General features: G+C 56.1%; 14 protein-coding genes. 4 read left to right on the top strand and 10 right to left on the bottom strand.

Going from position 1 to position 14,857, the window contains the following annotated elements:
- Positions 1 to 65: 65 nt before the first annotated feature.
- Genes CR155_RS08330 through CR155_RS08340 form a run of 3 tightly spaced genes read right to left on the bottom strand, consistent with a single transcriptional unit; the run spans position 66 to position 2,843 of the window.
- Complete coding sequence (locus CR155_RS08330) at positions 66 to 1,367, bottom strand: TRAP transporter large permease (RefSeq protein ID WP_102069558.1); 1,302 nt, start codon at positions 1,365 to 1,367, stop codon at positions 66 to 68.
- A complete protein-coding gene (locus CR155_RS08335; RefSeq protein ID WP_102069559.1) occupies positions 1,360 to 1,863 on the bottom strand; it encodes a TRAP transporter small permease in 504 nt (167 codons plus the stop codon). Before CR155_RS08335 ends, CR155_RS08330 begins: the two co-directional genes overlap by 8 nt.
- A gap of 2 nt (positions 1,864 to 1,865) precedes the next feature.
- Positions 1,866 to 2,843 carry a TRAP transporter substrate-binding protein gene (locus CR155_RS08340; RefSeq protein WP_102069560.1) on the bottom strand — a complete coding sequence of 326 codons (978 nt, stop codon included), beginning with the start codon at positions 2,841 to 2,843 and terminating at the stop codon, positions 1,866 to 1,868.
- 226 nt (positions 2,844 to 3,069) lie between these two features.
- Here CR155_RS08340 and CR155_RS08345 point away from each other — a divergent pair, with 226 nt between their 5' ends.
- The 4 genes from CR155_RS08345 to CR155_RS08360 are packed head-to-tail and all read left to right on the top strand — an operon-like array spanning position 3,070 to position 8,581.
- On the top strand, positions 3,070 to 6,711 hold the full coding sequence (locus tag CR155_RS08345) for a hydantoinase B/oxoprolinase family protein (protein ID WP_102069561.1): 3,642 nt from the start codon (positions 3,070 to 3,072) through the stop codon (positions 6,709 to 6,711).
- On the top strand, positions 6,708 to 7,538 hold the full coding sequence (locus CR155_RS08350; protein ID WP_102069562.1) for a peptidoglycan DD-metalloendopeptidase family protein: 831 nt from the start codon (positions 6,708 to 6,710) through the stop codon (positions 7,536 to 7,538). The genes CR155_RS08345 and CR155_RS08350 overlap by 4 nt, the downstream gene beginning before the upstream one ends.
- A gap of 6 nt (positions 7,539 to 7,544) precedes the next feature.
- Positions 7,545 to 8,237, top strand: a complete 693-nt coding sequence (locus CR155_RS08355) for an AzlC family ABC transporter permease (protein WP_102069563.1) — start codon at positions 7,545 to 7,547, stop codon at positions 8,235 to 8,237.
- Positions 8,234 to 8,581, top strand: a complete 348-nt coding sequence (locus CR155_RS08360; protein ID WP_102069564.1) for an AzlD domain-containing protein — start codon at positions 8,234 to 8,236, stop codon at positions 8,579 to 8,581. The genes CR155_RS08355 and CR155_RS08360 overlap by 4 nt, the downstream gene beginning before the upstream one ends.
- Here the strand turns inward: CR155_RS08360 and CR155_RS08365 are convergent.
- From CR155_RS08365 to CR155_RS08395, 7 genes are all read right to left on the bottom strand, one after another.
- Positions 8,571 to 10,838 carry a RelA/SpoT family protein gene (locus CR155_RS08365; protein ID WP_102069565.1) on the bottom strand — a complete coding sequence of 756 codons (2,268 nt, stop codon included), beginning with the start codon at positions 10,836 to 10,838 and terminating at the stop codon, positions 8,571 to 8,573. The two genes, CR155_RS08360 and CR155_RS08365, sit on opposite strands and share 11 nt — an antisense overlap.
- Positions 10,839 to 10,854: 16 nt before the next feature.
- Positions 10,855 to 11,058 (bottom strand): DNA-directed RNA polymerase subunit omega, encoded by a 204-nt coding sequence (gene rpoZ, locus CR155_RS08370; RefSeq protein WP_102069566.1) that lies wholly within the window; start codon positions 11,056 to 11,058, stop codon positions 10,855 to 10,857.
- A 31-nt stretch (positions 11,059 to 11,089) separates the two neighbouring features.
- Positions 11,090 to 11,725 (bottom strand): guanylate kinase, encoded by a 636-nt coding sequence (gene gmk, locus CR155_RS08375; RefSeq protein WP_102069567.1) that lies wholly within the window; start codon positions 11,723 to 11,725, stop codon positions 11,090 to 11,092.
- 132 nt (positions 11,726 to 11,857) lie between these two features.
- Complete coding sequence (locus CR155_RS08380; RefSeq protein WP_233214052.1) at positions 11,858 to 12,184, bottom strand: hypothetical protein; 327 nt, start codon at positions 12,182 to 12,184, stop codon at positions 11,858 to 11,860.
- Entirely contained in the window at positions 12,171 to 12,815 is a 645-nt protein-coding gene (locus CR155_RS08385; protein WP_102069568.1) for a class I SAM-dependent methyltransferase, read from the bottom strand. The genes CR155_RS08380 and CR155_RS08385 overlap by 14 nt, the downstream gene beginning before the upstream one ends.
- Before the next feature lie 139 nt (positions 12,816 to 12,954).
- On the bottom strand, positions 12,955 to 13,758 hold the full coding sequence (gene xth, locus CR155_RS08390; RefSeq protein ID WP_102069569.1) for an exodeoxyribonuclease III: 804 nt from the start codon (positions 13,756 to 13,758) through the stop codon (positions 12,955 to 12,957).
- Between the two features lie 279 nt (positions 13,759 to 14,037).
- Positions 14,038 to 14,559 (bottom strand): hypothetical protein, encoded by a 522-nt coding sequence (locus CR155_RS08395; protein ID WP_102069570.1) that lies wholly within the window; start codon positions 14,557 to 14,559, stop codon positions 14,038 to 14,040.
- Between the last annotated feature and the right edge of the window lie 298 nt (positions 14,560 to 14,857).

Here is a 14,857-nt window from a genome sequence, read left to right on the forward strand (position 1 = left end):
TATCATACTCTTCGTGCCATTATGCGCTAGCCAGTGGGCTGTCGCAGGGCGCATTGTGACGACCCTTACATAGTCATGTGCTTGGGTAGCCAGGTGGCGATGCCGGGCACCGCATAAACGATAAGCACGCCGAGGATCATGAGCGCGAACATGGGGAACACAACGCGGGAGAGATAAGGCAGCTCTTTCTTGGTCATGCCGGAAAGCACGAACAGGTTGAACCCCACTGGTGGAGTGATCTGGGCCATTTCAATAACGAAGACCAGGAATATTCCGAACCATATGAGATCGATGCCTGCCGCGGTGACCGTAGGAAGCAGCACACCCATAGTCAATACCACGATGGATATTCCATCAAGGAAACATCCAAGGACGACGAAAAACACCATGAGCGCAATGATAAGGCTGAACTGAGAAAGGCCTAGGGACCCTATCCACTCCGCAAGAGCCCTCGGCAAACCGATATATCCCATGGACAGCGTCAGGAACTGTGCGCCAGCCAGAATCAGTGCAATCATGCAATATAACCGGGTCGCGCCCATGAGCGAATCTTTGAATACTTTCCAATTCAATGAACCCTGCGCGGTCGACAGGATCAACGATCCCACCACACCCACAGCCGCTGCTTCGGTTGCGGTCGCGAACCCGGTATAAATAGAACTGAGTACCACGGCAATCAGGATGACAACCGGAATCAGGTGACGCGATTCATAGACCTTGCGGGTGAACGTCATTGGCGCATCGGCCTGCGGAATCTGGTCAGGATGCAGCATTGCCCAAACGGCGATATAGCCCATGAAGAGCCCTGCCAGTAGCATGCCTGGGAAGATGCCTGCGATGAAAAGCTTGGAAATGGAGACATCGGCCGAGACACCGTAGACGATCATGATGATGGACGGCGGGATCAGCAGACCCAATGTGCCGGCACCAGCCAGTGTGCCAATGATCTGGTCTTGGGGATAACCGCGGCGGGTAAGCTCCGGTATGGTCATTTTCCCGATGGTCGCACAGGTGGCAGCCGAAGACCCTGATACAGCCGCGAAGATGGCACAACCGACCACATTGGTGTGCAGCAGGCGCCCCGGTATGCGGTCCAACCATGGTGCCAGCCCCTTGAACAAGTCCTGGGAGAGGCGCGATCGGAACAAAATTTCGCCCATCCAGAGAAATAATGGCAGGGCTGTGAGTGTCCAGCTTGACGCGGCCCCCCAAATGGTGATGGCCATGGCGTCGCCTGCAGGGCGATTGGAAAAAAGCTCCATGCCCAGCCAGGCCGCACCGGCCAGAGTAAGGCCCACCCACACTCCACCGGCAAGGAATCCAAAGATGGACAGCACGAGCAGGGAAATTACCAGCACTTCATTCATAATGTATTTCTTCGCTGTTCGCTTCGGGAATACCGCGCATGCGCCGTATGGTTTCGTCGGCGACGCCGATGAAGAAAATGAAAGTGCCTATAGCCATCGCGATTTGCGGTATCCACAAAGGGGTGGCGTCGTCACCGGTTGAAATGTCGTTATAGGAAAAAGAATCAAGGACCAGTTTTCCGCTGAACCAGCAAAGGTTGGCTGTGATGGCACAGGCTACCAGCAACGCGAAAATATCGAGTCGCATTCGGCCTTTTGCAGGTAATGCGGCCAACACTAGCGTCACACGTATATGCTCACCACTCTTGAATGTATGGGCCAACGCAAGAAAGCCGGTAGCAGCCATGAAATAGCCGGCGTATGCATCCAGTCCGCCAATATGCACACCCATTTGCCTGGAAACGATGGACAATACCACCGCGCCCAGGACGCCGACCATGAAGACGGCCGCCATGCCGCCTGATACGAGGTATAGTCCATCGAGAAAGCGGCGCATGCTTACTTGTTGGCCCGGAAAGTATCGATCACTTTCTGGCCATCAGGACCTGCCTTCTGGATCCACTCGGTAAGCATGGTGTCGCCGACTTTATCCAGGCCTTTCATCAGGGCGGGGGCAGGCTTGATGATTTCCATGCCATTCTTGGCCAGATTGTCCAAATACCATTGGGTTTTTTCTTTGGAAAGTGCCCAGCCGCGTTTTTCGGCGTCTGCGCTGGCTTGCAACAGCGCTTTCTTGCTTTTCTCGTTGAGCGCGTCAAACGCCTTTTTGTTCACGATGACGGCATTCTTGGGCAACCAGGCCTGTGTGTCGTAGAACTTCTTGATGTATTCATAGGTCTTGGTGTCCCAGCCTGTGGATCCGGACGTCATGAAAGCATTGACCACTCCGGTCGCCATGGCCTGGGCCAGTTCGGACTGCTGGATCGTAACGGGTTGAGCGCCAACCAGTTCGGCGATACGGGCGGTGACGGGGCTATAGGCGCGCCACTTGACGCCCTTCAGGTCGTCCACGCTGTTGATTTCTTTATTGGCGAAGATACCCTGTGGCGGCCAGGCCACGGTGTAAAGTGCCGTCATGCCTTGCGCAGCCAGCTTCTTGTTCAGCAGTTCTTTCTGAGCCTGGTAGAGCTTCCAGGCGGCATCGTAGCCAGTGGCCAGGAACGGGAGTCCGTCCAGTGCATAGATGGGATCTTCGTTCGCGTAATTGGTCAGTAGAATCTCACCGATCTGGGCCTGATTGCCTTGCACCGCCCGTTTGATCTCCGGGGCCTTGTACAGGGAGGCGTTATTGTGCAGGACGATGTCGAGTTCGCCATCGGAAAGTTTTTTTACATCCTTGACGAACTGCTCAAGGTTTTGCGTGTGGAGATTCGAAGCCGGGTAGGCACTGGGCAGATCCCACTTTGTTGCCGCATGAGCGTTCAAGGCAAGCGCGGCGGCACCGACTGTGGTCAGGAAAGCGAGTGTTTTTTTCATAGGAGAATCCTTTGACGGAACAGTACATTCGTGCGATATGCACAGGGGGCCGATTGTAGTGTGGGAACTTCCAAGATCCAGCGGTTTCGCCCGTAATTCAGGGTAATCACTAGTGGGGCCCCGGCCTGTGTTTGCGTGCGGGTGGTGAACTGCGTTCTAATCAATTCTTTTTGCGTTCACGGTCGTGATAACGGCCGCGTATTGCACATCGGTAATCGGAGCATGCATGAAGAAGTGGCAATTTTGGGTGGATCGTGGCGGTACCTTTACAGACATTGTCGCGATCACACCCGATCGAAACATACTGACCTGCAAATTGCTGTCCGAAAACCCGGAGCAATATCCGGACGCCGCTGTGGCGGGAATAAAGCGCCTCCTCAATGTAGATCCCGGCGAGAAAGTTCCAGTAGAGCGGATCGAGTGTGTGAAGATGGGCACTACCGTCGCCACCAATGCGTTACTCGAACGAAAGGGTGAACGCACGGTATTGGTCACGACTCGCGGTTTCCGCGACGCCTTGCGCATTGCATACCAGAATCGTCCGCGGCTTTTCGACCGCCATATTGTGCTTCCTGAACTTTTGTATGAAAGCGTTATCGAGGTGGATGAGCGCCTCGACGCCCAAGGTCAAGTGCTCAAGACGCCTGATATGGCCGCGTTGGAAACCCAGCTGGCTGCCGTTTATGCCACTGGCGTGCGCACGATAGCCGTGGTGCTGATGCACGCATGGTTACGGGGCGACCATGAGATGATCGTAGCTCAGCTCGCGCGGGACATGGGATTCACACAGGTTTCTGTGTCGCATGAAGTCAGCCCGCTGATCAAATTCGTGTCACGTGGCGACACGACGGTGGTCGATGCCTACCTTTCCCCCATACTGCAACGCTATGTCCAACAAGTTTCAGCCGAGCTTCCCGGTGTGCCGTTGCTGTTCATGCAATCCAGCGGCGGATTGACGCACGCTGGCAGCTTTCGCGGCAAGGACGCCATACTGTCTGGTCCCGCTGGCGGTATTGTCGGCATGGCGCGCACCAGCGAGCGGGCGGGTTTCGAGAAGGTCATTGGGTTCGACATGGGAGGGACGTCAACTGATGTCTCGCACTATGCAGGTGAGTTCGAGCGCGAATTCGAGACGCAGGTCGCCGGCGTTCGGATGCGGGCGCCCATGATGAGCATCAATACGGTAGCTGCGGGTGGGGGTTCCATCCTGCACTTTGACGGCGCGCGTTTACGCGTCGGCCCCGATTCCGCAGGCGCGAACCCCGGGCCGGCCTGCTATCGACGAGGCGGTCCATTGGCCGTCACCGACTGCAATGTCATGTTGGGAAAAATTCAACCTGATTTTTTCCCCGGGGTGTTTGGCCCGCGCGCGGACGAAGCCCTCGATGCGGCAACGGTACGGGCACTATTTCGTGAAATGGCCGGTAGCGTCAGCGAGGCTACCGGGCAGGACATGAGCGCCGAGGTGCTGGCCGAAGGCTTCCTTGCCATCGCAGTAGGTAACATGGCCGAGGCCATTAAGCGTATTTCTGTCCAGCAGGGTCACGATGTCACCACCTACGCACTCACCGTATTTGGCGGTGCCGGCGGCCAGCATGCTTGCCTGGTCGCTGATGCCCTCGGCATGACGCGCATATTTTCCCATCCTTATGGCGGCGTCCTTTCAGCCTATGGCATGGGGCTGGCGGATCAGATCGAGATTCGCCAGCAGACGGTAGAAAAATTGCTCGAGCCCGGGCTTATGCCCGTTCTGACGGCCTCCTGTCAGCAGTTGATCGAGCAGGCCAGCCAAGGCCTGGGCGGGCAGCATGGCAACAACGCGCCGTTGCAGACCACATGCCGCGTTCATTTAAAATACCAGGGAACCGACACGGCGCTGGATGTGCGGCTATCCGCAGCGATCGCCGACATGCAGACCGAGTTCGAGCAGTCATACCGCAAACGCTATTCATTTTTGATGCCGGACAGAAAGCTGGTGGTCGAGTCGATATCGGTGGAAGCCAGCCTGGCGGGCGACCAGATCGACGAACCACCGGCGCCTTTGGCGTCGCGCAATGGGGATGCGCAACCCCGGGCGATACGGCCCATGTTCAGCGGTGGCCAATGGTGGGACACGCCTGTCTATGATCGTGCCGATTTGCAAGCCGACGATGTCATAACGGGGCCGGCAATCATATCCGAGCCTAACCAGACGCTGGTGATCGAACCGGAATGGCAAGCTCGCCTGACGAGCCAGAATCACTGGACCCTCTTGCGGCTTCGACCCTTGACGGGTCAGATGGAAGTGAGCTCACAAGTCAACCCCATCATGCTGGAAGTGTTCAATAATCTGTTCATGTCGATTGCCGATCAAATGGGGGTGCGCCTGCAGAATACGGCGTATTCGGTCAATATCAAAGAGCGGCTTGATTTCTCCTGCGCAATCTTCGACGTTCAGGGCAATCTCATCGCCAATGCGCCGCACATGCCCGTGCATCTCGGTTCCATGAGCGAATCGATCAAGACCGTCATGCGCGAAAATGCGGGACGCATGCAAGCCGGCGACGCCTATGTCGTCAATGACCCCTATCACGGTGGGACACATTTGCCGGATGTCACGGTTATAACACCGGTGTTTGACCGGGCCGGGGACCGGATACTGTTTTTTGTGGGTTCGCGCGGGCACCATGCCGACATTGGGGGCCTGACGCCCGGATCCATGCCCCCAAATTCCAGGACAGTTGAAGATGAGGGCGTCCTGTTCACCAATTTCCAGCTGGTCGGCAACGGAGTCTTTCACGAAGCCGAGGCTCGCGCCATATTGGGTTCCGGTAAATGGCCGGCGCGTAATCCGGATCAGAACCTCGCCGATATGCGTGCACAGATCGCCGCCAACGAAAAAGGCGTGCATGAATTGCTGAATATGTGTGATCAGTTCGGCCTGGGCGTCGTTGTGGCGTATATGCAGCATGTGCAGGACAATGCGGAGGAGGCCGTGCGCAAGGTGATCACCCGGCTGCGCGATGGTCAATTTGATTATGCACTGGATAATGGGGCGCATATCCGGGTGGCAATCACCGTCAGGCACGAGGACCGCAGCGCCGTGGTCGACTTCAGCGGCACATCGGCACAGCTGGACAATAACTTCAATGCGCCAGCGTCCATTGCCGTTGCGGCAGTACTGTACGTGTTCCGTACACTGGTTGATGATGACATCCCCCTGAATGCGGGCTGCCTCAAGCCTCTCGAGATCATCGTCCCACAAGGGTCCATGTTGCGGCCCAACCCTCCGGCCGCGGTCGTGGCGGGTAACGTTGAGACCTCGATGTGTATCGTCAATGCGTTGTACGGTGCTTTGGGTGTGCTGGCTGCCAGCCAGGGGAGCATGAACAACTTCACTTTCGGTAACCAGCGCCATCAATACTATGAAACCATTTCAGGTGGCACTGGCGCCGGGCCGCAGATCATTGGTGTTCCTTACGACCAGGCGGGCGGTTTCCATGGTACGTCGGTGGTACAGGCGCATATGACGAACTCGCGCCTGACCGATCCGGAAGTTCTGGAGCTGCGCTTTCCGGTAAGGCTTGAATCCTACGAAATACGTCCAGGCTCCGGAGGGCAAGGGCGATGGAACGGCGGGGATGGCGGCATACGCAGGGTTCGCTTCCTGGAGACCATGACTGCCGCCATTCTCTCAAACAATCGCGTCTTTCCGCCGTTCGGCCTGGCCGGCGGATCCGCAGGGGCTTTGGGTGCCAACTACGTTGATCGCGCGGATGGCTCACGGACTGTACTAGGACCTCAGGACAGTGCCGAACTGGTGCCGGGCGATGTTTTTGTTATTGAAACGCCAGGAGGCGGTGGTTATGGTCTCAAGGAGTCCTCATGAAGCGGTACAGCCTGATTGCGGCGGTCGCATTGCTGTTCCCGCTTGCAGCCGGCGCCGAAGGCTATATCAGCCGCCTGTTGAATCAGCCCATACCGGGCGGTGTCGCGGTTGTGCCATTGGGCAAGGTGCCCCAGCTGCCCCGGGCATACCTCGATGGTGAACGGGTCATGGTGCTGCGCGACAGCGACGACCAATGGATTGCCATCGTGGGCATTGACCTGAAAACGCCCGCCGGCAAGCAGACTTTGAAGGTGAATGGCACGCAAGAGCGCACCTTCATGGTCGGCAGAAAGGATTACAAGGAACAACACATAACATTGAAGAATAAAAGCCAAGTCAATCCCGATCCTGAACAAACCCGCCGATATGAGCGGGAGTACAAGGAGCAGATGATTGCCTATGCCAACTTCCGGGATGCAACCCCCAGCAATGTGGTGCTCGATAAGCCGGTGGAAGGTCGTTTGTCGAGCCCGTTCGGATTGCGACGTTTCTTTAACGGAGAGGAACGCAACGCCCATTCCGGCCTTGACTTCGCCGTTGGGCTAGGGACACCTGTAAAAGCGCCTGCCGACGGAATAGTCACTATCGTTGGGGACTACTTTTTCAATGGAAAAACGGTGTTCATCGACCATGGCCAGGGCTTCATCACAATGTATTGCCACTTGTCATCGTTTCAAGTGAAGGTCGGCGATGCGGTGACGCGTGGTCAGCGCATCGGGAAGGTTGGGGCGACGGGTCGCGCCACGGGGCCACATTTGCACTGGAATGTGAGCCTGAACAACGCGCGGGTTGATCCGGCGATATTTATCAATGCATTCAAGCCTTGATGCCGGATGAAATCCGCTTTTTTCCGGGGCCTGTTCGATAGCCTGTCCATCGCCGTTGGTTATGTGCCGGTGGCAATTTCGTTTGGGCTGTCCGCCGTCTATGCAGATATTGCTCCCTGGATCGCGGTTCTCATCTCCGTTCTTGTCTACGCGGGAGCCAGTCAATTCATCCTTGTAAGCCTTGTAGCAAGCGGCAGTGGGGCTCTCAGTGTTGTCGGCATCGTCCTGTTGATGAACTTGCGCCATTGCTTCTACGGTCCAGTGCTGATGAGCAGATTCAACGACGCCCCGCGGCAACTGCCCGTCTTTGTGATGGCCGCAGGCCTGACCGATGAGGTGTTCGCGACGGCGATAAGCAAACTGGACCGCCAGCCGGCACCCGAACGCGAGCATTGGTATGTCGGTTTGCAATTGGGGGCTTACCTGTCGTGGGTCGGAGGGACGGCGATCGGTGCTTTTTTTGGTCATGACATGCTGCAGGGTTCGCCACTATTGGCGCAAACCGCAGGATTTGTCCTGCCGGCGCTCTTTTTCGCGCTATTGCTGGAGATTCGACAGCTTGTGCCGCATCTCCTATTGGCAGGGGCTGCGCTGGCTACAGTGGGTGCGTCGCTGGTATTGCCGCCCTATGGCGCAGTCATCGTCGGGATGTTGACGGGGTCCCTGCTGGGATTGCGACGGCGGATAGGTGCGAAATGACCAACACGACACTCGTGCTATTGATTGTGGCCGGCGGCGCAGGCACATTGCTGATCCGGCTGCTGCCAATGTTATGGCAGCAAAAGGGCGACAGAATAGGTCGCAGGCCTCTGTTGCGTAACGCACTGGAAGCTATCGGGCCCTCGGCCATAGTCGCCCTGTTGTCGGTGTCATTATGGAGCATGGCGTCCACGCAGCCTTCACTCGATGGCATCTTGCCTATGATCGCGGGTTTACTGGGTGTATTCACGGGAAAAAAGCTGCTGCGCAGCATAGCCTGGGCAACGCTGAGCGGGGTCCTGGCTTACGGCGCGACCCTGTGGCTGCTGTCTGTCAGCCTTTGACGCGTACGATTTTTTGCACTTGAGGTACGTGGCGTATGGCGCGTATGACCTGCGCCAGATGCTTGCGGCTGTCAACTTGGACCGTCAAGTGCAGAGTACCGTTGGCCCCAGCGTCGTCTTGCATGGTCAAGTGCAGGATATTTGAATCCGCCTCGGTTATTTGCGCTGCCAATCGTCCAAGCACCCCACGCTCGTTCACCACCGTGACGTCCAGCCGGGTTGTCAGATGCCTGGCCGTATTGGTATCCCAAAGCACGGGAATCCATCGTTCGGGTTCGCGCGCGCGTTGACGTTGTGCCACCGCGCATTCCTCCATGTGCACAACAAGTCCATGTCCGAGCCGGATACCACCAATGATGGCATCGCCAGGCAGTGGTCCGCAACAAGGTGCCAACTGGACTGCCTGGCCTTCATTGCCATGAATGAGAATCGGAGCGTTGGTGGCGGAGGAGATTTCGTCGAAGGCCGCCGCGGTAGTCGCCAGCAGGGCGTTCTCCGGAGCGAAGCGCCGGGCCACCACGGCTGCCAGGCGCTTGCCCAGACCGATGTCCGCGAGGATTTCTTCGCGCGAGATCGCGCCCGAACTTTTTGCGAGCTTTTCCCATTCGGGATCAGCGTCGGACGGATGAGGCAAATGCAGTTGATCGAATGCCTGATTCAGCAGGCGTTGACCAAAGGCGACTGATTCTTCAAGCTTGACCGTGCGCAGGTAATGGCGGATCTCGGACCGAGCGCGCCCTGTACGCACGTAATTGAGCCATTGAGCGCTGGGCCGGGAAGCGGGCGATGTGACGATTTCGACCGCGTCGCCACTTTTGAGCTCGGTGCGCAAAGGTGCGAACTCGCCATTGATCTTCGAGGCTACCGCCTGGTTACCGATATCTGTGTGTATGGTGTAGGCAAAGTCGACCGGCGTGGCGCCTCGCGGCAGCGAAAGAATCTTGCCTTGAGGCGTGAAGACATAGACGGCATCAGGGAAAAGGTCTACTTTGACGTGTTCGAGGAACTCACCCGAGTCGCCAGTCTGACTTTGAATGTCCAGAAGCGATTGCAGCCATTGGTGTGTGCGTTTCTGAAGGTCATTCAGCGTAACGTTGTCTTCTTTGTACAGCCAGTGCGACGCCACGCCTTCTTCGGCTACGTGGTCCATGTCGCGAGTACGGAACTGAAACTCCACGGGCGTGCCGTAGGGACCTACCAGTGTGGTGTGGAGCGATTGATAGCCATTGAGCTTGGGGATGGCAATGTAGTCTTTGAATTTGCCGGGAACAGGACGGTATAACTGGTGCAAGGTACCCAGGGCAAGATAGCATTCGGGTAGGGTATGGACGATGACGCGGAAACCGTAGATGTCGAGCACCTCGGAGAATGACTTTTTTTGCTCCGTCATTTTCGTGTAGATACTGTAGAGCGATTTTTCGCGTCCACTGACTTCGGCTTCGATACCTGCGGCGGGCAGTGCCACGCGGACCGCATCGGATATCTTGCCGAGTACTTCGCGGCGGTTGCCCCGTGCTGCCATCATGGCCTTGTGAAGCACCTGGTACCGGTTCGGATGAACTGCCTGGAAACAAAGGTCCTGCAATTCGCGAAACAGCGCATTGAGTCCGAGGCGATGTGCGATGGGCGTGTAGATATCCAGCGTCTCACGGGCAATGCGGCGACGTTTCTCTGGACTGACAGCGCCCAAGGTGCGCATGTTGTGCAGACGGTCGGCCAGTTTGATCAATATGACCCGTACGTCGCGGGCCATGGCGAGCAGCATTTTGCGGAAGCTTTCTGCCTGTTGTTCGGCTTTGGTTGCGAATTCCAGTCGATCAAGCTTGGACAAGCCGTCCACGATCTCCGACACATCCGCGCCAAATTTTTCGGCGAGCTCCTGTTTGGCGACCCCCTGGTCTTCCATGACATCGTGCAGCAGGGCGGCCATGAGTGAGTCGGCGTCCAGCTTCCAACCCGCACAGATCTCGGTGACGGCAATAGGATGGGAAATGTATGGTTCACCGCTGGCGCGGAACTGGCCAAGGTGGGCTTGGTCGGCAAACCGATAGGCTTCCTTCACCCGCTCTACGTCTTTCTGGCTCAGGTAGTGGCTGATGACTTTTGTAAGCGGGGCCAGCGACGCTATCGTATTGGGGGCGGTATCTGTACCCAGCGGCAGCGGAGTTTTGCGAGGCTTGGCGCGGCGCAGGCGTGAACCCTTCTTGAGGACGGCCAGTAGGCCGGATGAAGCACCACGAAGACTGGTAAACGCCATGACCTACATCCGGGGATCAGGTTGGGACTTTGCGCAGCATTTCCACACCGGTGACGCCGGCAGCAATTTCACGCAGTGCGGTCACGGTAGGCTTGTCTTTGCTATCGATACGCGGTTCATGGCCCTGGGCCAGTTCACGGGCGCGGTAGGTGGCGGCCAGAGTCAGGTTAAAGCGGTTGGGGATTTTATCCAGACAATCTTCGACAGTAATACGGGCCATGATAAACCTATGAAATGGGGGAATGAGAGTGTCAGGCAAGTGTCTTGCTAATGCCCAACTGCGAAAAGAGTTCTGCGTTACGGGCAGCCTGAGTGCCGAACCTCAGGCGGGTGGCTGCGACAATTTGCCCGAGTTGCAACAATGCGGTGCTAAATTCTTGATTAATAATAACATATTGACACTCGGACGCGTGCGACATCTCGCTTCCAGCTGCCAGCAATCGACGCGATATGACGTGCGGGGCGTCTTGTCCGCGAGTGGTCAGCCTGGACTCCAGCGCTTCGATGGAAGGCGGCAGAATGAAAATCCCTATTGCCTGCGGATAATGTTCACGTACCTGTCGGGCGCCTTGCCAGTCGATCTCGAGCAATACGTCCTCGCCCCGTTCAAGCGCGGTATGGATCCGGTCACGTGGAGTGCCATAGAAGTTGCCATGGACTTCGGCCCATTCCAGCAGGGCTTGATTATCGCGCATCGCCAAGAATTCTTCGGTACTGACAAAACGGTAGTGCTTATTGGCTTGCTCGCTTGGCCTGGGTGCGCGCGTCGTGCAGGAGATCGACAGAATAAGGCTGGGATCTTCGGACAGCAGCGCATTGACCAGGCTGGATTTGCCGGCTCCGCTGGGCGCCACGATCATGAAAATATTGCCGGAGTAGGAAGGCATGTTTGGTATTGGTAACAATTGCGAGACGCAAGAATAGCAAATCGTGCGGGAAATTTGGCCCGCAAGGCGGATTTCAGGCGGCTTCTTTACAAAATAGACGGGATTGTAAGGTCAATACCGTCTCTCGCCGGTTCAGTCTGCAGGTTCCGCCGCTTGCCCTAGTTCTTCGAGGACCGTGAGATAAACTTGCGAATTGGCGCAAAGGAATACCGCAGCATCGCCGGGGCTCATATTGAAGACAATGTCTTCAATCTGCTCTCGGGCCTGCTGTTTCTGGTCGATTGCGGCCACATGCACATCACCATCTTCCTCGAACTGTTCCTTGGGTACAAAGTCGGCAACCCGATCGATATCCGGTTCGCTGACGACGACATAGGCGCGAAACTGCAGGTCTTCAATCGTCACATCTAGCACCAGGCCTTGCTCCAACATATCGACAATTTGACTAAGTGCATTCATGGGAAGGTGGCGTAAGCTTGATTGAATGAAAAGAAAAGGTGGTGATGTTGGCGGGAGGCAAGTTTGCCCAGACAAACTGGGACGAGGTTTGCTGGGCGTCGACCAGGCGTCGCCACTTCGGCAGGCGCAGATTGTACGTGAACTGGATGGCGACCCCGCCGTCGTGCAAGAGGGTGCGCCACTGTTCCAATATCGACTGCGTGATGGGTTCAGGCAACGAGCACAATGGAAGGCTGGAAACAATAGCGCAAATTTTGGTGTTCCGCGGAAGCAGATCGCAAAGGTCGGCGGCATTGCCGTGGATGACCTCGACGTCTGGAAAGCGTTGACGGAGTCTTCGAACGAAGGGCGCAGAGAACTCGATAACCTTCAGTTTTTCAGGCGCCACGCCATGATCGAGCAATGCCCGGGTAATCACGCCAGTGCCACCGCCGAGTTCAACGATAAGCCCATCCTTCGAGTCGGGGATCTGCCGCGCCATCTGCCTTGCCAAATAACGGGAACTGGGACAAATGGCGCCGATGGCACCGGGCCGATTAATAAGCTCTTGAAGAAATATCCCTGGAGCGATATTTTTAAAGTATTGCGAAACACGCTGGGCGCGGCCCAATCGTAGAACTCGAAGCATCATAAAACCTGTCTTGTCGAAGTCGGGCCACGGTAACAGCTGCTACGCGAAACGCTATGTCGAAATGTTAATGGCAATTCCGCGCTGAAACAGCAGTATATGAGCAAGCCAGCAAGTGTGTAGCCCACGCTGATTTTTTTGTTTAAACGTTCGGATTGTGGGACGTGGTCAAATCCAGTGTCGCGATAACCGGAGCATGGTCGGAGGGTTGGTCGTTGGCACGCGGTGCCTTGTCGATAACGCAGGCGGTGCAATAGGGGGTCAGATCCTTGGACAACAGGACGTGATCGATGCGCAGGCCAGCATTGCGGCGAAAAGCAAACCGACGATAATCCCACCATGTAAATGATTTTTCGTCCTGTTCAAATTCGCGGAACGCATCAGTGAAGCCGAGGTCGAGTAAAGAATTGAACGCCGCCCTTTCGGGCTCTGAAACCAGGACGTCTCCAACCCATTTTGAAGGGTCATGAACATCCTCGTCTTTCGGCGCTACGTTGTAATCGCCAAGAATGGCCAACCGCGGATAACGCTTGAGTTCGTCGTTGAGCCATACGTGCAGCGCCTTGAACCACGCCAGTTTATATTCGTACTTATCGCTGCCTACCGACTGTCCGTTTGGACAATAGGCGCTTACGACGCGGATATCGCCTATTGCGCTATCCAGTGTTGTGGCGATGATGCGTTGCTGGTGATCGTCGTAGGCTGGAAGATTGCGTTGCACGTCCGTACAGGCGGCGCGGCTGATCACCGCCACGCCGTTATAGGTCTTCTGTCCGGCCCAATGCGCCTGGTAGCCAATCTCGGTGAAAGCATCCAACGGGAAATTTTCATTGGAAAGTTTCAACTCCTGCAGGCATAGCGCCTCAACCGGATTTAGAGCGAGCCAGTCCAGCACTTGCGGCAAACGCACCTTAAGGGAGTTCACATTCCAGGTCGCGAGTTTCATGTTTTATGTCGGGCCTTGTTTCATTTGCCTATGTGATTTAGGCACGCGGTGTTGGTCCGGATCACGGGCGGATATCCACGCGATCCCGTATAACGTGTCTACACCCGACAGGATACCATTGGCCACGTATGTGATGGATCGGAGGAACTGGTGTTGTCATTCCTTGTCCACCGAACCTCGGTACTGTGAAATCATTACGTTTTCGCGACAATGAGAGAGGTTATCCCTAGGGTTATCCACGGATAGTGTGGATAAGTGCTGCATTCGCAGTTGTCAGTGTCAGGGTTTTACATGTCTGAATAAAGATGCGGTAATGTGATGCCAGGGGTGATGCTTCGGTTTCTTGCCGGATGCTGCATACACTGGGCGGCTCACCGGATGGTGACGACGCGTTGCAGGACGCAGGAGTGCATTGGCGCGCGTCGTAGCGGTGTTTGCTGGGAGCACCGATCCGGCCCCGAAGGAAGTTTTGTCCTTGGCGTGGTTCTCTGTATTTTCATGGAGCAAATCGTCGTCTTCCTCGGCTTTTGGCGACGCGAGCGTCAGCATGCCGAATATGACGATGATCCAGAACAGCAGTGAAAGTGTCACCGACAAGAGGCCGTCCAGACTGCCATAGCCGTTTGCCGGCGTTGCATCGATATTGAGCAGGGATGCAATGGGAGGAATATGCCCCAAGCCTTCGACCAGCAGGTTTCCTGGCAGGCGATAGACAACCTTAAGGATCTCCCACAGCTCCCATGCGCTGTAATGGCCATCGCGATTGATATCGACAGAGAAGTTCAATGATTGAATGTTCATGGCGGCTCCTTGAATTGCAGCCAGACTCGGGTGCGGACTCGAAATGCGTTGCTTCAACACACCGTAATACTCATTAACACTATATTCCCTGCCATCTGCCAGTTCAAGCGTCACATGCTGGTGGGTCAGCAGTATTACGACCGGTCGCTGAAGAGCCAGACCCGCGGAATGTGACGTCCGGCATCATGAATCCGTGATCATGCAAAAAATAGTGTAAGCACTTGACGAAATGTTGCTCAAAACGTATGAGGGATATGGGCTAAGTCCATGAGCTGATTGGCTTTATTTGTGAATATGG

The sequence above is a fragment of the Pollutimonas nitritireducens genome (assembly GCF_002849615.1).
Taxonomy (GTDB): domain Bacteria; phylum Pseudomonadota; class Gammaproteobacteria; order Burkholderiales; family Burkholderiaceae_B; genus Pollutimonas; species Pollutimonas nitritireducens.